The organism is Sphingomonas bacterium (assembly GCF_903644135.1).
Lineage (GTDB): Bacteria > Pseudomonadota > Alphaproteobacteria > Sphingomonadales > Sphingomonadaceae > Sphingomonas.
In genome coordinates this window covers 1-18,757 of record NZ_CAHJXA010000019.1, presented here as the reverse complement: position 1 = coordinate 18,757, position 18,757 = coordinate 1, and the positions used below count along the sequence as shown (strand labels likewise).

Here is an 18,757-nt window from a genome sequence, read left to right as displayed (position 1 = left end):
CCCCTGCCACGGCAGCCGCCATCTGGCGATGGAGGCGGGGGAGGCGGGGGCCGACTATGTCGCGTTCGGCAGCTTCCACCCGACCGTCACCAAACAGGTGAGCCACCACGCCGAGCCGGTGCTGCTGTCATGGTGGTCGACGCTGTTCGAGCTGCCTTGCGTGGCGATAGGCGGCATTACTCCCGCCAACGCCGCGCCATTGGTCGCGGCCGGGGCGGACTTCATCGCCGTCAGCCACGCGGTGTGGGGCGATGACGAGGCTGCGGCGGTGCGCGCCTTTGCGGCGGTGCTCGGCTAGGCCGCTCGTTGCACGACGGAAACAAAGCCACGGCCGCCCGTTCCTACGCGCAGCTTATCAGTAAGGGCGGGTGTGATGATCAAGACCAGGAACATGACGATGGCGGTGCTGCTCGCGGCGATTCCGGCTTTGCTGGTAGCTGCACCCAAGCCGGCACCGTCGAAGACGCCCCCTCCAAAGTCGGCCGCCAGCCCGATGCCAGCCGCCCCGGATCGGTCGTTCATGCACGCCGAGGTGATCCTCGATCGGCTGGGCTTCTCGCCCGGGATCATCGACGGGCGGCCGGGGCTCAGCTTCACCGCAGCGCTGAAGGGGTTCCAGACCAGCCGAGGGCTGCCGGTCACCGGCGAGCCCGATGCCGCGACCCTGCACGCGCTGTCGGCCAACCGGAGCTGGCGGCCGACGGTGGCGATCAAGCTGACCCCGGAGATCCTTGCCGGACCGTTCGTCGGGACGATCCCGCACGACGAGGACGCACAGGCCAAGCTGCCCAGCCTCGGCTACAAGGACCCGATGGAGAAGCTGGCGGAGATGTTCCACACCTCGCCGGCGACGCTGACCGCGCTCAATAGCCCCGACACCAAGCTCGCTCCCGGTGCGGTTATCACCGTTCCAGGCGTGGTCGCCGCCAACAAGAACTACGACGCCAAGCTGCCCGATCATTGGCGCGCGACGTTGGCGACGCTCAACGTCGATGCCAGCCAGCCGCAGGCGGCCAAGGTGGTGGTGTCGAAGCACGACAAGGTGCTGCGCGCCTATGACGCTGGCGGCAAGCTGGTCGGCCAGTTCATGGTGACGACGGGCAGCACCCACGATCCGCTGCCGATCGGCACCTGGAAGATCTACGGTGCCGACTACAATCCCAAGTTCCACTTCAACCCCAAGCTGTTCTGGGACGCCAAGAAGAGCGAGAAGTCGGCGATGCTGCCGCCGGGGCCGAACGGCCCGGTCGGGGTGGTGTGGCTGGACTTGTCGAAGGAGCATTACGGCATCCACGGCACGCCCAACCCCGAGCTGATCGGTCGCACTGCCAGCCATGGCTGCGTGCGCTTGGCGAACTGGGACGCGGCGCGGCTGGCGCTGATGATCAAGCCGGGGACGCCGGCGATCTTCACCGAGTAAAGCCGTGACCAGGATCGGCTGGGTCTTCCTGGGGCTCGTGGCGCTGGCGACGGCGGCGTTCGTGGCGATGACGAGCTTCGGCGGTCCAGCGCCCATCGCTTCGGCTACACCGACCGCCGCGACGACACGGCCGTTCGCGCGCCTGCGCAGTGCCGTCCAGCGGATCGAGCACCGCCTGCGTTCATCGGCCGCGACGGGCGAGGGGCCGGTGCTTGGCGTGCCGGTGCAAGGGGTCGCTCGCGCCGCCATCACCGACACCTGGGGCCAGGCGCGCAGCGAGGGACGGGTGCATCACGGCACCGACATCCCCGCTCCGCAGGGTACCCCGGTGCTCGCCGTCGCCGACGGCACGATCGAGAAGCTGTTCGCCAGCCGGCTCGGCGGCACGACGTTGTACGAACGCTCAGTCGACCGGCGCTGGACCTTCTATTACGCGCACCTTTCCGGCTACGCGCCGGGGCTGCACGAGGGGCAGGTGGTGCACGCCGGCGAGCAGGTCGGCATGGTCGGCGACACCGGTGATGCCGGGCCTGGCAACTACCACCTGCATTTCGGGCTGACCCGCACCACCCCCGACCAGCATTGGTATCAGGGCGAGGACGTCAACGCCTATCCCTACCTTGCCGCCGGCGCGCCCGGACGCTAGATTGCGCGGCATGGCGGCCTGGTCCGCACGGCTCTTTCCAGCAGGTTCATCCCATGAAGATCAGCGGCGTGGACATTCGTCCGGGTAACATCATCGAGTACGAGAACGGCATCTGGCGCGCGGTCAAGATCCAGCACACCCAGCCGGGCAAGGGCGGCGCGTATATGCAGGTCGAGCTCAAGAACCTGATCGACGGCCGCAAGAACAACGTCCGCTTCCGCTCGGCGGAGACGGTCGAGCGGGTGCGGCTCGACACCAAGGACTTCCAGTTCCTGTTCAAGGACGGCGACGCGCTGACCTTCATGGACAAGGACACCTATGAGCAGATCACCCTCGACGCCGGCATCCTCGGCGACGCGGCGGCGTTCCTGCAGGACGGGATGGATGTCGTGCTGGAGCTGTATGATGAACGGCCGATCTCGGTGGAACTGCCGAGCACGATCGAAGCGATGATCGTCGAGGCGGACGCGGTGGTGAAGGGGCAGACCGCCTCGTCCAGCTACAAGCCGGCGATCCTCGAGAACGGCGTGCGCGTCATGGTGCCGCCGCATATCGGTGCGGGGACGCGGATCGTGGTGGATGTGTACGAGCAGACCTATGTCCGCCGCGCGGACTGACCTTCTTGCCCTCTCCCATTGGGAGAGGGTGGCCGAGCGTAGCGAGGTCGGGTGAGGGCAGGGCCTTTCGCCTGCCCTCACCCTCCCACCGCCTGCGGCGGCGGGCCCCTCCCTCTCCCGATGGGAGAGGGGCATTGGAGCACAAGGTGCCATCTCATTCCGGCCTCTTCACCGTCATCGAGCGTGCCGCGCGCAAGGCTGCGCCACGCCTGCGCCGGGACTTCAACGAGGTCCAGAACCTCCAGGTCAGCCGCAAGGGACCGGCCGACTTCGTGTCGATGGCAGACCAGCGCGCCGAGCAGACGATCTGGGAGGAGCTGAGCCATGCCCGCCCCGACTGGGGATTTCTGATGGAGGAGCGCGGCGAGATCGCCGGCGACCCCGCGAAGCCGCGCTTCATCGTCGACCCGCTCGATGGCACCAGCAATTTCCTGCACGGCATCCCGCATTTCTGCATCTCGATCGCGGTCGAGGAGCCGATGGCCAACGGCAAGCGCGAGATCACTACCGGCCTCGTCTACCAGCCGCTGACCGACGAGAGCTTCTGGGCGGAGAAGGGGCGCGGCGCGTGGCTGACCGATCAGCGGCTGCGCGTCTCCTCGCGGCGCGACCTGTCGGAGGCGCTGATCGCGACCGGCATCCCGTTCCTCGGCCATGGTGACTTCGCACAGTGGAGCCGCATCTTTGGCGCGGTCGCTCCGCAAGTGGCCGGCATCCGCCGCAACGGTGCGGCGGCGCTTGACCTCGCCTGGGTCGCGGCGGGGCGCTTCGACGGCTTCTGGGAGTCCGACCTCAAGCCCTGGGACGTCGCGGCGGGGATGCTGCTGGTCAAGGAAGCGGGAGGCTTCGTCACCGATTATCGCGGCGGCGACCGGCCGATCGAGCGCAACGAGTTCCTGGCCGCCAATGACGGGCTGCACTCCAAATTGCACAAGCTGGTCGCGGGTGCGCTACGCTGAGCAGAAACCGCGGTTTTCCGTAGCTTTGCGAGTGATTCTCACTGCCCGACAGCCTTGCTCCCCTATCATGCAAAGCCTACATCGGCGCTGTCCTGTTCGCACTTGCGAGATGATGTTTGGTCGACCTGTCGCACTACCTTCCCATCCTGCTGTTCCTCGGCATCGCGCTGGCGCTGTCGAGCGCTTTCGTGTTCCTGCCGATGGTCGTTTCGCGGCTGACCGGCAGCCACAAGCCCAACGAGCAGAAGCTGTCGGAATATGAGTGCGGCTTTCCCGCATTCGAGGATCCGCGTAGCCAATTCGACGTGCGCTTCTATCTCGTCGCCATCCTCTTCATCGTCTTCGACCTGGAGGCGGCGTTCATCTATCCCTGGGCGGTCAGCGTCTTCACGCTCGGCTGGACGGCCTGGTTCGCGATGATGGTGTTCATCGCCGAACTGGCGCTTGGCCTCGTCTATGCCTGGAAGAAGGGAGCGCTCGATTGGGAGTAGAGCTTCAACCCGCGCCCGGCGCGCCATCTTCGGTGGTGCCGCCCGACCAGGGTTTCTTCGACAGCCTCAACGGTGAGCTGACTGACAAGGGTTTCCTGGTCACCGGCACCGAGGAGCTGTTCCAGTGGGCGCGCACCGGCTCGCTCTGGTGGATGACGTTCGGGCTGGCGTGCTGCGCGGTGGAGATGATCCACGTCAACATGCCGCGCTACGACCTGGAGCGGTTCGGTGCCGCGCCACGCGCGTCGCCGCGCCAGAGCGACGTGATGATCGTCGCCGGTACGCTCTGCAACAAGATGGCGCCGGCGCTTCGCAAGGTCTATGACCAGATGAGCGAGCCAAAATACGTCGTCTCGATGGGCAGCTGCGCCAATGGCGGCGGCTATTATCATTACAGCTATTCGGTGGTGCGCGGCTGCGACCGCATCGTGCCGGTCGACATCTACGTCCCCGGCTGCCCGCCCACCGCCGAGGCGCTGCTGTACGGCATCATGCAGCTGCAGCGGAAGATCAGGCGATCGGGGAGCATCGAGCGGTGACCAGTCCGTCGCCGCTGTGGCGTGCCATTCTTTGGATAGAGCGGTTTCTGCCGGTACCGTCGGCACCTCCTGCCGAGCCTTCGCTAAAGGCGAAGCGAAGGGCGGCATGGGTGTCGCAGGTCGTGCTACTGGCGGTCGTCGTGCCGTCCGTTGTGGGTCGTCGTCACGACATCGGTGATGCGATCGCGGAGCACCGCGTCGCTCTCGAGCAGCTGATGCTTCTTGTAGCAGCGTGCGTAGCGCTGGCCGCCATCGGCTTCGGCATGAAGGCGTGGCGCGACGCTGCGGTGACTCGCTGATGCGCGCCCCCGCGCCCGCCTATGCCGCCGACCTGAACGGCGAGACGATCGAAATAGTGCGCGCCACGCTCGGCCTGGCGCTGGTCGACGCGTTGGAGCAGGCCGGCGAGGTGATCTTGCGCGTGACCCGCGACGGCATCGTCGGCACGCTGAAGGCGCTGCGCGATACGCCTGGTCTGGAGTACCAGCAGCTGATGGAGATCGCCGGGGTCGACTATCCAGACCGGCCCGAGCGGTTCGAGGTGGTGTATTGCCTTCTGTCGCTGACCCGCAACCATCGCCTCCAGGTCCATCTGACCACCGATGAGGAGCAGCCGGTGCCGTCGGTGACCGGGCTGTGGCCGGTGGCGGGCTGGCTGGAGCGCGAGGTGTACGACCTGTACGGGGTGTTGTTCGCCGGCAATCCCGACCTGCGCCGTATCCTGACCGATTACGGTTTTCGCGGTCATCCGCTGCGCAAGGACTTCCCGATGACCGGCTTCGTCGAGCTGCGTTATTCCGAGGAGGAGAAGCGTGTCGCTTACCAGCCGGTCAGCCTCGCTCAGGACTTCCGCACCTTCGACTTTATGAGCCCGTGGGAGGGCGCGGAGTACGTGCTGCCCGGCGACGAGAAGGCACCGCAGGCGGCCGAGGCGAAGCTGCCTCAGGCCAAGGGTGCGCAGACGCCGGTCAGCGCCGACGCGATCGTCAAGGCGGCGGCCGTCGCCACCCCGGCACCGCCGCTGCCGGGGGCCTATGACAAGAAGGTGAGCGACGATACCGGCGACACCGGCGCGGGCAAGCAGCATCCGCACGCAGGCGACGGACCCGCCGATCCCGACGTGAAACCCGGCGGCGGAGGACAGAACCAGTGAGCGTGGAACTCGTAGAGGGCGCACTCCCCGACACGCTGCCGGTCGTCGATCCCTATGTCGACCAGCTGCAGCATCACCAAAACGCCGCGCATCCGGAAACCGGCGACGTCACCATCCAGAACTACACCATCAACTTCGGTCCGCAGCACCCGGCGGCGCATGGCGTGCTGCGCCTCGTCATGGAGCTGGACGGCGAGATCATCGAGCGGATCGACCCGCATGTCGGCCTGCTTCACCGCGGCACCGAGAAGCTGATTGAGGCCAAGACCTATACCCAGGCGCTGCCCTATTTCGACCGGCTCGATTACTGTTCGCCGATCTGCATGGAGCACAGCTTCGTGCTCGCGATTGAGAAGCTGCTCGACCTCGAGGTGCCGCTGCGCGCGCAATATCTGCGCGTGTTCTTCGCCGAGCTGACGCGCATCTCCAACCACATGCTGAACCTCGGCAGCCACGTCATGGACGTCGGCGCGATGACGCCGAACCTGTGGATGTTCGAGGTGCGCGAGGATTGCTACGGCTTCCTTGAGCGCGCGACCGGCGCGCGGATGCACCATAATTACTTCCGCCCCGGCGGAGTGCATCAGGACGTGCCGCTCAAGCTCCTGACCGACATCGCCGACTGGCTCGACACCCGCCTGCCGCGGCTGTTCGAGGATGCGATCAGCCTGGTCGCCGACAACCGCATCTTCAAGCAGCGCAACGTCGACATCGCCACCGTCAGCCGCGACGACGCGATCGCCTGGGGCTTCTCCGGCCCGATGATCCGCGCGGCGGGCATCCCTTGGGACCTGCGCAAGTCGCAGCCCTACGACGTCTATGCGCGGATGGACTTCGACGTGCCGGTGGGGACGCGTGGCGACTGCTACGATCGCTTCATGGTGCGCGTCGAGGAGGTGCGGCAGTCAGCGCGGATCATGAAGCAGTGCCTCGCCGAGATGCCCGAGGGGCCGATCGCCAGCCTCGACCGCAAGGTGGTGCCGCCCAAGCGCGCCGAGATGAAGCAATCGATGGAGGCGCTGATCCATCACTTCAAGCTCTACACCGAGGGATACCATGTCCCCGCCGGTGAGGTGTACGTCGCGACCGAGAGCCCCAAGGGCGAGTTCGGCGTGTTCCTGGTCGCCGACGGCTCGAACAAGCCCTATCGCTGCAAGATCAGGCCGACCGCGTTCAGCCACCTTCAGGCGATGGATTTTATGTCTCGGGGGCATATGCTGGCGGACACGACCGCGATTTTGGGGGCGATGGATATCGTGTTCGGGGAGTGTGACCGGTGAGGTGGTCCGTCATCATCTACGCCATTAGTTTTATAATGGCATCGGTGTGGGTCATAGAAATGACCCTCCATTTTCTGTTTACGTCAAGTCGACCACCGTCTTGGCTGATGGTTTTTGCAGCGATGGGAACGATTGCCGCAAGGCTTGTCGCGGAACCTGCGGGTAAGGCTGACGGCGCAAATGGCTGACGCCCCCACCATCCCCGACGAGGTCGAGACCCGCGCGCGCTGGGGCGCGTTCGCGTGGTCGGACGAGAGCAAGGCCAAGCGCGACGCGATCCTCGGCCGCTATCCCAAGGGGCGCGAGCAGTCGGCGTCGCTGCCGCTACTCGACCTCGCCCAGCGCCAGGTCGGGGCGGAGACCGACACCCAGGGCTGGCTGCCGGTGCCGGTGATCGAGTTCGTCGCGCGCGAGATCGGCGTGCCGTACATGCGCGTCTACGAGGTCGCGACTTTCTATACGATGTTCAATCTCGCCCCGGTCGGCCGCTACCACGTCCAGGTCTGCGGCACGACGCCGTGCATGCTGGCGGGCAGCGACGACGTGCTCGCCGCCTGCAAGAACCGCGGGCTGGTGAAGGGCCGCACGACGCCGGACGGGCTGTTCACGCTGACCGAGGTCGAGTGCCTGGGGGCCTGCGCCAACGCGCCGATGGTGCAGATCAACGACGACAATTACGAGGACCTCGACTATGACCGCACCGTCGCGGTGCTGGAGGCGCTGGCCAAAGGCGAGCGGCCGGTGCCCGGCTCGACGATCGGTCGCCGCGTCAGCTGTCCCGAGGGCGGCCCGACGACGTTGAAGGAGATGGTCGACGCCAACCACGACTATCGCGGGGAATGGGCGTAATGGCCGAGGAACATCCGACGATTGGCGATCTTACATATGAATTGCTCAAGAAAATGAACGCCGATCTGTCGGAGATCAAAGCCGATATTAGCGAACTTAAGATGCGTGCCACAGCGACGGACGAGCATCTATCCGGTCTTTTCATCACTACGACGGGCTTGAACAACCGCATGGATCGCCTGGAAACCCGTTTAGAGCGGATTGAGCGACGGCTCGATCTGACGGAAGCCCGCTGATGCTCGCTGACAAAGATCGCATCTTCACCAACCTGTACGGGTTCCAGTCGGCGAACCTCGCCGCTTCGCGCGAGCGCGGCGACTGGGACGACACCGCCGCGCTGATGGCGCGCGGGCAGGACAAGATCATCGACACCGTCAAGGCGAGCGGCCTGCGCGGGCGCGGCGGCGCGGGGTTCTCGACCGGCACCAAATGGGGCTTCATGCCCAAGGAGCCGAAGGCGGACCGGCCGAACTTCCTGGTCATCAACGCCGACGAGTCCGAGCCTGGATCGTGCAAGGATCGCGAGATCATGCGCCATGATCCGCACAAGCTGATCGAGGGCGCGCTGGTCGCCGGCTATGCGATGCGGGCGCGGGCGGCGTATATCTACATCCGCGGCGAGTATATCCGCGAGGCGGAGGTGCTGTCCGCCGCTGTCGCCGAGGCGTATGACGCGGGGCTGATCGGCAGGAACGCCTGCGGGTCCGGCTATGACTTCGACGTCTTCGTCCATCGCGGTGCCGGTGCCTACATCTGCGGCGAAGAGACCGCGATGCTGGAGAGCCTGGAGGGCAAGAAGGGCCAGCCGCGCCTCAAGCCGCCTTTCCCGGCGGGGGCGGGGCTGTATGGCTGCCCAACGACGGTCAACAACGTCGAGAGCATCGCCGTCGCGCCGACCATCCTGCGACGGGGGGCAGAATGGTTCTCGTCGTTCGGTGCGGAGAACAACCGCGGCACCAAGCTCTTCCAGATCAGCGGCCATGTGAACAAGCCCTGCGTCGTCGAGGAGGCGATGAGCATCAGCTTCCGCGAGCTGATCGAGACGCATTGCGGCGGTATCCGCGGTGGCTGGGACAATCTGCTCGCGGTCATCCCCGGCGGCTCGTCGGTGCCGCTAGTGCCGGCGGCGCAGATCATGGACTGCGCGATGGACTTTGACGGGCTGAAGGCGGTCGGCTCGGGACTCGGCACGGCGGCGGTGATCGTCATGGACAAGTCGACCGACATCGTCCGCGCGATCAGCCGCATCAGCTATTTCTACAAGCATGAGAGCTGCGGCCAGTGCACCCCGTGCCGTGAGGGCACCGGCTGGATGTGGCGGGTGATGGAGCGGCTGCGCACCGGCGACGCCGAGATCGCCGAGATCGACATGCTGCAACAGGTGACCAAGCAGGTCGAGGGCCACTCGATCTGCGCGCTGGGCGACGCAGCGGCCTGGCCCATCCAGGGGCTGATCAAGCATTTCCGGCCGGAGATCGAGCGGCGGATCATCGAACGCGGGGGCCATCTCGCTCCCATGCAGGAAGCAGCGGAGTAATGCCTAAGCTGAAAGTCGACGGCGTCGAGGTCGAGGTTCCGCAGGGTGCCACCGTGCTCCAGGCGTGCGAAGCCGCCGGTAAGGAAATCCCGCGCTTCTGCTATCACGAGCGCCTCAGCATCGCTGGCAATTGCCGCATGTGCCTGGTCGAGGTGAAGCCCGGCCCGCCCAAGCCGCAGGCGTCCTGCGCGCTGCCCGCCGCCGACAACCAGGAGGTCTTCACCACCACGCCGATGGTGAAGAACGCGCGCGAGGGGATGATGGAGTTCCTGCTCATCAACCACCCGCTCGACTGCCCGATCTGTGATCAGGGCGGCGAATGCGACCTGCAGGACCAGTCGATCGCCTATGGCCGCGGCCACTCGCGCTATGCCGAGAACAAGCGCGCGGTGACCGAGAAGTACATGGGGCCGATCGTCAAGACGATCATGACCCGCTGCATCCAGTGCACCCGCTGTGTCCGCTTCGCCGAGGAGGTCGCGGGGGTCGAGGAAATCGGCGCGATCTATCGCGGCGAGAATATGCAGATCACCACTTACCTTGAGCACGCCGCCAAGAGCGAGCTGTCGGGCAATGTCGTCGATCTTTGCCCCGTCGGCGCGCTGACCAGCAAGCCCTACGCCTTCGAGGCGCGGCCGTGGGAGTTGCGCAAGACGCTGACGATCGACGTGATGGACGCGGTCGGCACCAACATTCGTCTCGATAGCCGCGGACGGCAGGTGCTGCGCTGCATCCCGCGCATCAACGAGGACGTCAACGAGGAGTGGGCGACCGACAAGACCCGCCACGCCATCGATGGCCTGGTGCGGCGACGGCTCGACCGGCCGTTCGTGCGGGTGGGCGGCAAGCTCCAGCCGGTGAGCTGGGACGAGGCGTTCGCGGCGATCGCGGCGGTCGATCATGGCGGCAGCGTTGCGGCGGTGGCGGGCGATCTGGTCGATTGCGAGACGATGTATGCGGCCAAGGCGCTGGTGACGGCGCTGGGCGGGTCGCTGCTCGAAGGGCGGCAGACCGGGATGGACTATGACACGTCCAGCCTCGCCGCGGTCAACTTCAACACGACCATCGCCGGTGCCGAACGCGCCGATGCGATCCTGCTGGTCGGCACCAACCTGCGCTGGGAAGCGCCGCTGGTGAACACGCGCGTGCGCAAGGCGCTCAAGCGCGGCGCGAAGGTGTTCGCGATCGGCCCGGAAACCGACCTGACCTACAAGGTGGAGTGGCTCGGCGACGATCTGGCTCTGCTCGGCAACCTGCCGGAAGCGGTGACCGCGGCCTTCGGCAAGGCCGAGCGGCCGATGGTGATCGTCGGCGGGGCTGCGCTCAAGGGCGGCCATGGCGCGGCGCTGGCGCTGGTCGACACGCTCGGGCTGATCAAGGACGATTGGAACGGTTTCAACGTCGTCCACATGGCGGCGGCGCGGATGGGCGGGCTGATGCTCGGCTATGCGGCAAAGGGCGGCATCGCCGATCTGGTCGACGCAAAGCTGGCCTTCTTCCTGGGCGCTGATGAGGCCGACTATACGCGCTTTGCCGGGTTCAAGGTCTATATCGGCCACCATGGCGACCGCGGTGCGGCGGCGGCGGACGTGGTGCTGCCGGGCGCGAGCTATGCCGAGAAGGCGGGCACCTGGGTCAACCTAGAAGGCCGGGTGCAGCGCGGCGAGCGGGCGGTGTTCCCGCCCGGCGACGCGCGCGAGGACTGGGCGATCCTGCGCGCGCTGTCCGACGTGATGGGCGTGACGCTGCCGTTCGACAGCCTCGCCGGCCTGCGCGAGGCGATGTATGTCGCTGTGCCGGCGCTGCGCGAACAGGCGCTGGTGACGTTCGAATGGCGCGCGCCGGCGATCGATGCGACGGCGGCCGGCGTCCTTGCAGGCTATCCGATCAAGGACTTTTACCTGACCAACGCGATCTGCCGCGCTTCGCCGACCATGCAGCGCTGCTCGGCCGAATTGCTTCACGGCGAGCAGCTGGCGGAGGCGGCGGAATGATCTCCTGGTTCTCGGCACTGCCCTATGGCTGGGCGTTCTTCCTGGCGACGATCATCGACATCCTGGTCATCGCGTTGCCGCTGATGCTGGCGGTGGCGATGATCATCTATGCCGACCGCAAGATCTGGGCGGCGATGGCGCTGCGCCGCGGCCCTAACGTGGTCGGCCCGTTCGGCCTGCTGCAGTCGTTCGCCGATGGGCTGAAGGTGTTCCTGCAGGAGACGATCGTGCCCGCGGCGGCCGACCGGGGCCTGTTCCTGCTCGCACCGATTATCACCTTCACCGTCGCGCTGATCGTGTGGGCGGTGGTGCCGTTTCAGGCTGGCGTGGTGCTCGCCGACATCAATGTCGGGCTGCTCTACGTCCTCGCCGCGTCGTCGCTAGGGGTGTACGGCATCATCCTGTCGGGCTGGTCGTCCAATTCCAAATACCCGTTCTACTCGGCGCTGCGCGCGGCGGCGCAGATGGTGAGCTATGAGGTCGCGATCGGCTTCGTGCTGATCTCGGTGGTGATGTGGGCGGGAACGTTCAATCTCAGCGGCATCGTCGCGGCGCAGCAGAACCTGTTCGGGCTGCACTTCAACGGCTTCGCGGCCAACCCGCTGCTGTTCCCGATGGCGATCGTCTTCCTGATCTCGTCGATGGCGGAGACCCAGCGCGCGCCGTTCGACCTGACCGAGGCGGAGTCTGAGATCGTCGCCGGCTATCAGACCGAGTATAGCTCGATGAGCTTTGCGCTGTTCTGGCTGGGCGAATACGCCAACGTGCTGCTGATGTGCGTGTTGAACGCGACCTTGTTCTGGGGCGGCTGGCTGCCGCCGGTCGACTGGGCTCCGCTCTACTATGTGCCCGGTATCGTCTGGCTGTTCATGAAGATGCTGGGTTTCTTCTTCGTCTTCAGCTGGGTCAAGGCGACGGTGCCGCGTTATCGTTACGATCAGCTTATGCGGTTGGGCTGGAAGATCTTCCTGCCGTTCTCGCTGTTGTGGGTGTTCCTGGTGTCGGGCGTGCTAATGGCCACCCGTGTGGGGTTCGGCCAATGAACGGTCACGTGAGGCACTGGCTGCTCGAACGCGGGTTCGATCCCGATGCGATCCGGCGACGGGCGCTGGGCGGGGTGGTGTTGGGTCTGACGGTCGTCGCGGTCGATCATGTTTTGAGGATGGGTTCGTGAGCGTCGCACAGATCATCAAGTCGTACACGCTGTGGGAGTTCGTGAAGGCACATGCCCTCACGCTTCGCTATTTCTTCAAGGCGAAGGCGACGATCAACTACCCGTTCGAGCACAACCCGATCAGCCCCCGTTTCCGCGGCGAGCACGCGCTGCGCCGCTATCCCAATGGCGAGGAGCGCTGCATCGCCTGCAAGCTGTGCGAGGCGGTGTGCCCGGCGCAGGCGATCACCATCGAGGCGGAGCCGCGCGACGACGGCAGCCGCCGTACCACGCGCTACGACATCGACATGACCAAGTGCATCTTCTGCGGCCTGTGCGCCGAAGCCTGCCCGGTCGATGCGATTGTCGAGGGTCCCAACTACGAATATTCGACCGAGACGCGCGAGGAACTGATTTACGACAAGGTGAAGCTGCTCGACAATGGCGACCGCTGGGAAACTGCGATTGCTGCGAACCTTGCCGCCGACGCACCCTACCGGTAATGGCCGGCACATTGCGATTCAGCGCGGGTAAGGGGGCCATCGCGTGATACAGGCCATCGCCTTCTACCTGTTCGCCGCCGTCGTCATCGTGTCGGCGGGGATGACGATCTCATCGCGCAATCCGGTCCATTCGGTGATGTGGCTGATCCTCGCGTTCTTCAACGCCGCCGGGCTGATGGTGCTGGTCGGGGCCGAGTTTATCGCGATGCTGCTGGTTATCGTCTATGTCGGCGCGGTCGCGGTGCTGTTCCTGTTCGTGGTGATGATGCTCGACGTCCAGGTCGCGGAGATGCGCGCCGGCGTCGCACGTTACGCTCCGCTGGGGCTCGCCATAGCGGTGGCGCTGGCGGTCGAGGTGTTCGTGGCGGTGCAGGCGTGGAGCATCGGTGGGCTGCAGCTCGCGCGCCGCGCCGCGCCGATCCATGATGCGGTGCCCAACATCCAGGCGATCGGCAACCTGCTCTATACGCGCTACCTGTTCGTGTTCGAGGGCGCGGGGCTGGTTCTGTTAGTGGCGATGATCGGCGCGATCGTGCTGACCCATCGCGAGCGTGGCGGTACCCGTTACCAGAACGTCAGCCGCCAGAACGCGCGCCGGCCGCAGGACGCGACCCGCAACATGCGGCCCGAGATCGGCCAGGGGGTGCGGCTGTGAACGGCTCGATCGGTCTGACTCATTACCTGGTTGTCGCGGCGATCCTGTTCACGATGGGCGTGCTGGGCATCTTCCTCAACCGCAAGAACCTGATCGTCATCCTGATGGCGATCGAGCTGATCTTGCTGGCGGTGAACATCAATTTCGTCGCCTTCTCAGCGGCGCTGCACGATCTGGTCGGGCAGGTTTTCGCGATGTTCGTGCTGACCGTCGCGGCGGGGGAGGCGGCGATCGGGCTCGCCATCCTGGTCATCTATTTCCGCGGCCGCGGCACGATCGCGGTCGACGACGCCAACCGGATGAAGGGATAGCCATGATCCTCTTCATCGTCTTCCTGCCGCTGCTCGCCGCGGCGGTCGCCGGGTTGGGCAACAAGCAGCTCGCCTTCGTGCCCACCAAGCTGATCACCACGGGCGCGCTGTTCGTCAGCGCCATCCTGTCGTGGATCGTGTTCCCGGGCTTCCTCGCCGGCACCAGCCATGCCGGGGTGACGCCGGTGTTCCGCTGGATCGCGAGCGGCGACATGACCGTCGCCTGGGGCCTGCGCGTCGACGCGCTGACCGCGGTGATGCTGGTCGTCATCACCAACGTCTCGGCGCTCGTCCACCTTTATAGCTGGGGCTATATGGACGAGGACCCCGATCAGCCGCGGTTCTTCGCCTATCTGTCGCTGTTCACCTTCGCGATGCTGATGCTGGTCACCGCCGACAACCTCGTCCAGATGTTCTTCGGCTGGGAAGGGGTCGGCCTCGCCAGTTACCTGCTGATCGGCTTCTGGTTCAGGAAGCCGTCGGCCAATGCCGCCGCGATCAAGGCGTTCGTCGTCAACCGGGTCGGCGACCTGGGCTTCATGCTCGGCATCTTCGGCACCTTCCTGGTGTTCGGCACCGTCTCGATCCCCGCCATCCTCGCCGCCGCGCCGCACATGGCGGGTTCGACGATCGGCTTCCTGTGGTTCCGCGCCGACACGATGACGGTGCTCTGCCTGCTGCTGTTCGTCGGCGCGATGGGTAAGTCGGCGCAGCTTGGCCTGCACACCTGGCTGCCCGACGCGATGGAAGGTCCGACGCCGGTGTCGGCGCTGATTCACGCCGCGACGATGGTGACGGCCGGCGTGTTCATGGTATGCCGCCTGTCGCCGATGTTCGAGACCAGCCCGACTGCGCTCGGCGTGGTGCGTTTCGTCGGCGCGGCGACGTGCTTCTTCGCCGCCACCGTTGGCTTGGTGCAGACCGATATCAAGCGCGTCATCGCCTATTCGACCTGTTCGCAGCTCGGCTACATGTTCTTCGCCGCCGGTATCGGTGCCTATGGCGCGGCGATGTTCCACCTGTTCACGCACGCCTTCTTCAAGGCGCTGCTGTTCCTGGGTGCGGGCAGCGTGATCCACGCGATGCACCATGAGCAGGACCTGCGCTATTATGGCGGGCTGCGGCGCGACATCCCGGTGACGTTCTGGGCGATGCTGCTCGGCACGCTGGCGATCACCGGCGTCGGCGTCCCCGGCATCCTCGGCCTGCCGCAGGTCGGCTTTGCCGGCTTCCACTCCAAGGACGCGATTATTGAGGCGAGCTGGGCGGCGGGTCAGTCTGGGACGTGGTTCGTCGGCGTGCTCGTCGCGTTGCTGACCAGCTTCTATTCGTGGCGGCTGATGTTCCTGACCTTCTGGGGCAAGCCGCGCTGGGCCGCCAGCGAGCACATCCAGCACGCGCTCCACGATGCGCATCATGCTGGCGACCCCGGTGCCGAGGATCATGGTGGCGAGCCGGCCGAGCATGGCCCGGCGCAGCACGAGCTTCCGGCCGGAACGGGTGGGTATCATCCGCATGAGAGCCCGCCGACGATGCTGGTGCCGCTGATCATATTGTCGCTCGGCGCGGTGGCGGCTGGGTTCGTGTTCCACGGCTATTTCATCGAGCCGACCGCGGGCGACAATTACTGGCGCGGCGTCATCGCCTTCCGCGAGCAGCTGATGCACGCGATGCATGGCGTGCCGGTGCCGATCAAGCTCTCGGCGACGATCGCGATGCTGCTCGGCCTGCTTGGCGCATGGGTGGCGTATATCCGCTCGCCCAGCCTGCCGACGCAGGTCACCGAGCAGTTCGCGGTGCTGTACCGCCTGCTGCTCCACAAATGGTATTTCGACGAACTGTATCACCTCATCTTCGTCCGTCCGGCGTTCGCGATCGGCCGCCTGCTGTGGCATCGCGGCGACGAGGGAACGATCGACCGCTTCGGTCCCAACGGCTCGGCCTGGGTCGTGCAGGTCGGCAGTCGCCTCGCCGGGCGGTTCCAGACCGGGTATGTCTACAGCTACGCCTTTGTCATGCTGATCGGGCTGACCGCCGCGGTCACCTGGGCGATCGCCCGGTGATGCAGGGCTTTCCCATCCTGTCGATCATGCTGCTGGTGCCGACGCTGGCGGCAGTGGCGTGCCTGTTCCTGCCGGCACGGACCGCGCAATGGCTGGCGCTGGCAGCGACATTGGTTGATTTCGCGCTCGGCATCGTGCTGTGGGCGAGCTTCGACATCGGCGGCGCGCAGTGGCAATTCGTCGAGCACGCGCCGGTGTTCGGACGCTTCTCCTGGTCGCTCGGCATCGACGGGTTCGCGCTGCTGCTGATCGAGTTGTCGGTGTTCCTGATGCCGATCTGCATCGGTGCGAGCTGGCAGGCGATCACCAAGCGCGTCCCCGAATATATGGCGGCGTTCCTGCTGACCGAGGTGCTGATGATCGGCACGTTCGCGGCGCAGGACCTGTTCCTGTTCTACATCTTCTTCGAGGCCGGGCTGATCCCGATGTACCTCATCATTGGCATCTGGGGCGGGGTGAACCGCATCTACGCCAGCTACAAATTCTTCCTCTACACATTGCTCGGCTCGGTGCTGATGCTGATCGCGATGCTCTACATGGTGCACGCGGCGGGGACGACGAGCATCCCGGCGTTGATGGCGCACGACTTCGCGCCATCGGTGCAGACCTGGCTGTGGCTGGCCTTCTTCGCCTCGTTCGCGGTCAAGATGCCGATGTGGCCGGTCCACACCTGGCTACCCGATGCGCACGTCCAGGCACCGACGGCGGGGTCGGTGATCCTGGCGGGCGTGCTGCTGAAGCTCGGCGGCTACGGTTTCCTGCGCTTCAGCCTGCCGATGTTCCCGGAGGCGTCGGCGCAGCTGACCTGGCTAATCTTTGCGCTGTCGGCGGTGGCCGTGGTCTACACCTCGCTGGTGGCGCTGGTGCAGGCGGACATGAAGAAGCTGATCGCCTATTCGTCGGTGGCGCACATGGCGATCGTCACCATCGGCCTGTTCGCGTTCAACCGGCAGGGGATTGAGGGCGCGATGATGATGATGCTCAGCCATGGGCTGGTGTCGGGCGCGCTGTTCCTGTGCGTCGGCGTCATCTACGATCGGCTGCACACCCGTGAGATCGCGCGTTACGGCGGGCTGGCGATCAACATGCCGCGCTATGCCCTGTTCTTTCTGCTGTTCACGATGGCGTCGATCGGCCTGCCGGGGACGAGCGGCTTCGTCGCCGAGTTCCTGTCGCTGATGGGCACGTACCAGGTGTCGACCTGGACGGCGCTGCTGTGCACGACCAGCATCATCCTGGGTGCGGGCTACATGCTGTTCCTCTATCGCCGGGTCGTGTTCGGGGAGATCAGGTCGGACGAGGTGCGGATCATGCCCGACCTGTCGGCGCGCGAATGGGCGCTGCTCGCGCCGATCGCGGCGGTGGTGCTGTGGATGGGCGTCTATCCGGAGAGCTTCTTCGCGCCGATGCGCAAGGATGTCGGCACGTTGCTCGCAAGGATCGAGCGCGCTGCGCCGGCGAGCGACTCTCGCCCGACCGCGGGGCATGTGGCGCTTGCGCGGACAAGGGCCGAGTAGATGAACATGGCCGCAAACTTCGCGATGGTGCTCCCCGAGGAGATCCTGTCGATCGGCGCGATCGCGCTGATGCTCGTCGCCGCCTGGGGCGGCGCGGCATCGACCCGTGCGGTGTCGATCGCGTCGGTGTTCGTGCTGGTCGGCGCGGGCATCGCTCTGGCGGTGCCGTCCGGCAATGGCGTGGCGTTCGGTGGACTGTACCGGGCCGACGGCTTCGCGACCTTTGCCAAGGTGCTGATCTATCTCGCTACCGCGGTGGCGATCGTCATGGCCCCCGATTTCTTCCGTCGCACCGCGGGCGATGATCTGCGCCCCGAATATCCGGTTCTGATGCTGTTGTCGGCGGTCGGCATGGGCATGATGGTGTCGGCGAGTGACCTGCTGACGCTATATGTCGGGCTGGAGCTGCAGAGCCTCGCCGCCTATGTGCTGGCGAGCTTCATGCGCCGCGATGCGCGCTCGGCCGAGGCGGGGCTGAAATATTTCATCCTCGGCGCGCTGGCGAGCGGCATCCTGCTTTATGGCATCAGCCTGGTCTACGGCTTCACCGGCTCGACCCTGTTCGACCAGATCGCCGGAGCCTATCACGCCAACGCGGTCGCAACCGGCGATGCGCGCTCGCTGGGGCTGATGTTCGGGCTGGTGTTCGTGTTCGCCGGGATCGCCTTCAAGATCGCCGCCGTCCCGTTCCACATGTGGACCCCCGATGTTTACGAGGGCGCGCCGACGCCGGTCACCGCCTTCTTCGCCTCCGCGCCCAAGGTGGCGGCGATGGCGCTGGCGGTGCGGGTCGCGGTCGCGGCGATGGGACCGGCGCTGGGCGAGTGGCGGCAGATCGTGATCTTCGCCGCGCTGGCCTCGATCATCCTTGGCGCGGTCGCGGCGATCGGCCAGAGCAACATCAAGCGGCTGCTGGCCTATTCGTCGATCAACAATGTCGGCTTCGTCCTGGTCGGGCTCGCGGCGGGCACGCCGGAGGGTGTCGCGGCGGTGCTGTTCTACCTGACGATCTATATCGCGATGACGCTGGGCAGCTTCCTCGTCGTGCTGCAGATGCGCGATGCGGCGGG

Annotated in this window: 22 protein-coding genes; all 22 read left to right on the top strand. The window is 66.0% G+C overall.

The window, feature by feature from the left end; all coding sequences use genetic code 11:
- A partial coding sequence (locus tag HUU96_RS02420; RefSeq protein ID WP_174291270.1) for a thiamine phosphate synthase occupies positions 1–298 on the top strand: 298 nt, incomplete at its 5' end.
- Positions 299–373: 75 nt separating this feature from the next.
- Complete coding sequence (locus HUU96_RS02415) at positions 374–1,420, top strand: L,D-transpeptidase family protein (RefSeq protein WP_174291269.1); 1,047 nt, start codon at positions 374–376, stop codon at positions 1,418–1,420.
- 4 nt (positions 1,421–1,424) lie between these two features.
- Positions 1,425–2,066: a M23 family metallopeptidase gene (locus HUU96_RS02410; RefSeq protein ID WP_254604909.1), complete on the top strand. Its 642-nt coding sequence runs from the start codon at positions 1,425–1,427 to the stop codon at positions 2,064–2,066.
- A 53-nt stretch (positions 2,067–2,119) separates the two neighbouring features.
- The gene (gene efp / locus HUU96_RS02405) at positions 2,120–2,683 is read left to right on the top strand and encodes an elongation factor P (protein ID WP_174291268.1); all 564 of its coding nucleotides are present in this window, start codon (positions 2,120–2,122) and stop codon (positions 2,681–2,683) included.
- Positions 2,684–2,829: 146 nt separating this feature from the next.
- Positions 2,830–3,642, top strand: a complete 813-nt coding sequence (locus HUU96_RS02400; RefSeq protein ID WP_174291267.1) for an inositol monophosphatase family protein — start codon at positions 2,830–2,832, stop codon at positions 3,640–3,642.
- Positions 3,643–3,758: 116 nt separating this feature from the next.
- Positions 3,759–4,133 carry an NADH-quinone oxidoreductase subunit A gene (ndhC, locus tag HUU96_RS02395; RefSeq protein ID WP_174291266.1) on the top strand — a complete coding sequence of 125 codons (375 nt, stop codon included), beginning with the start codon at positions 3,759–3,761 and terminating at the stop codon, positions 4,131–4,133.
- A complete protein-coding gene (locus HUU96_RS02390; RefSeq protein ID WP_174291265.1) occupies positions 4,124–4,672 on the top strand; it encodes a NuoB/complex I 20 kDa subunit family protein in 549 nt (182 codons plus the stop codon). The genes ndhC and HUU96_RS02390 overlap by 10 nt, the downstream gene beginning before the upstream one ends.
- Positions 4,669–4,971 (top strand): hypothetical protein, encoded by a 303-nt coding sequence (locus HUU96_RS02385; RefSeq protein ID WP_174291264.1) that lies wholly within the window; start codon positions 4,669–4,671, stop codon positions 4,969–4,971. The genes HUU96_RS02390 and HUU96_RS02385 overlap by 4 nt, the downstream gene beginning before the upstream one ends.
- Positions 4,971–5,825: an NADH-quinone oxidoreductase subunit C gene (locus HUU96_RS02380; protein ID WP_174291263.1), complete on the top strand. Its 855-nt coding sequence runs from the start codon at positions 4,971–4,973 to the stop codon at positions 5,823–5,825. Before HUU96_RS02385 ends, HUU96_RS02380 begins: the two co-directional genes overlap by 1 nt.
- Positions 5,826–5,890: 65 nt before the next feature.
- Entirely contained in the window at positions 5,891–7,105 is a 1,215-nt protein-coding gene (locus tag HUU96_RS02375; protein ID WP_174291272.1) for an NADH-quinone oxidoreductase subunit D, read from the top strand.
- A gap of 180 nt (positions 7,106–7,285) precedes the next feature.
- A complete protein-coding gene (locus tag HUU96_RS02370) occupies positions 7,286–7,954 on the top strand; it encodes a complex I 24 kDa subunit family protein (protein WP_174291262.1) in 669 nt (222 codons plus the stop codon).
- A complete protein-coding gene (locus tag HUU96_RS02365; protein ID WP_174291261.1) occupies positions 7,954–8,190 on the top strand; it encodes a hypothetical protein in 237 nt (78 codons plus the stop codon). Before HUU96_RS02370 ends, HUU96_RS02365 begins: the two co-directional genes overlap by 1 nt.
- On the top strand, positions 8,190–9,491 hold the full coding sequence (gene nuoF / locus HUU96_RS02360; protein ID WP_174291260.1) for an NADH-quinone oxidoreductase subunit NuoF: 1,302 nt from the start codon (positions 8,190–8,192) through the stop codon (positions 9,489–9,491). Before HUU96_RS02365 ends, nuoF begins: the two co-directional genes overlap by 1 nt.
- Complete coding sequence (nuoG, locus tag HUU96_RS02355) at positions 9,491–11,485, top strand: NADH-quinone oxidoreductase subunit NuoG (protein ID WP_174291259.1); 1,995 nt, start codon at positions 9,491–9,493, stop codon at positions 11,483–11,485. Before nuoF ends, nuoG begins: the two co-directional genes overlap by 1 nt.
- Positions 11,482–12,528 carry an NADH-quinone oxidoreductase subunit NuoH gene (gene nuoH / locus HUU96_RS02350; protein WP_174291258.1) on the top strand — a complete coding sequence of 349 codons (1,047 nt, stop codon included), beginning with the start codon at positions 11,482–11,484 and terminating at the stop codon, positions 12,526–12,528. The genes nuoG and nuoH overlap by 4 nt, the downstream gene beginning before the upstream one ends.
- Before the next feature lie 8 nt (positions 12,529–12,536).
- A complete protein-coding gene (locus HUU96_RS15250) occupies positions 12,537–12,659 on the top strand; it encodes a hypothetical protein (RefSeq protein WP_302480212.1) in 123 nt (40 codons plus the stop codon).
- Positions 12,656–13,141: an NADH-quinone oxidoreductase subunit NuoI gene (gene nuoI / locus HUU96_RS02345; RefSeq protein ID WP_174291257.1), complete on the top strand. Its 486-nt coding sequence runs from the start codon at positions 12,656–12,658 to the stop codon at positions 13,139–13,141. The genes HUU96_RS15250 and nuoI overlap by 4 nt, the downstream gene beginning before the upstream one ends.
- A 43-nt stretch (positions 13,142–13,184) precedes the next feature.
- Entirely contained in the window at positions 13,185–13,796 is a 612-nt protein-coding gene (locus tag HUU96_RS02340) for an NADH-quinone oxidoreductase subunit J (RefSeq protein ID WP_174291256.1), read from the top strand.
- A gap of 8 nt (positions 13,797–13,804) precedes the next feature.
- On the top strand, positions 13,805–14,107 hold the full coding sequence (nuoK, locus tag HUU96_RS02335) for an NADH-quinone oxidoreductase subunit NuoK (protein ID WP_174291271.1): 303 nt from the start codon (positions 13,805–13,807) through the stop codon (positions 14,105–14,107).
- A 2-nt stretch (positions 14,108–14,109) separates the two neighbouring features.
- Entirely contained in the window at positions 14,110–16,170 is a 2,061-nt protein-coding gene (gene nuoL / locus HUU96_RS02330) for an NADH-quinone oxidoreductase subunit L (protein ID WP_174291255.1), read from the top strand.
- On the top strand, positions 16,170–17,687 hold the full coding sequence (locus HUU96_RS02325) for an NADH-quinone oxidoreductase subunit M (RefSeq protein WP_174291254.1): 1,518 nt from the start codon (positions 16,170–16,172) through the stop codon (positions 17,685–17,687). The genes nuoL and HUU96_RS02325 overlap by 1 nt, the downstream gene beginning before the upstream one ends.
- Positions 17,688–18,757: NADH-quinone oxidoreductase subunit N (locus HUU96_RS02320; protein WP_174291253.1), on the top strand; the 1,070-nt coding region annotated here is incomplete at its 3' end. It lies immediately after the preceding gene.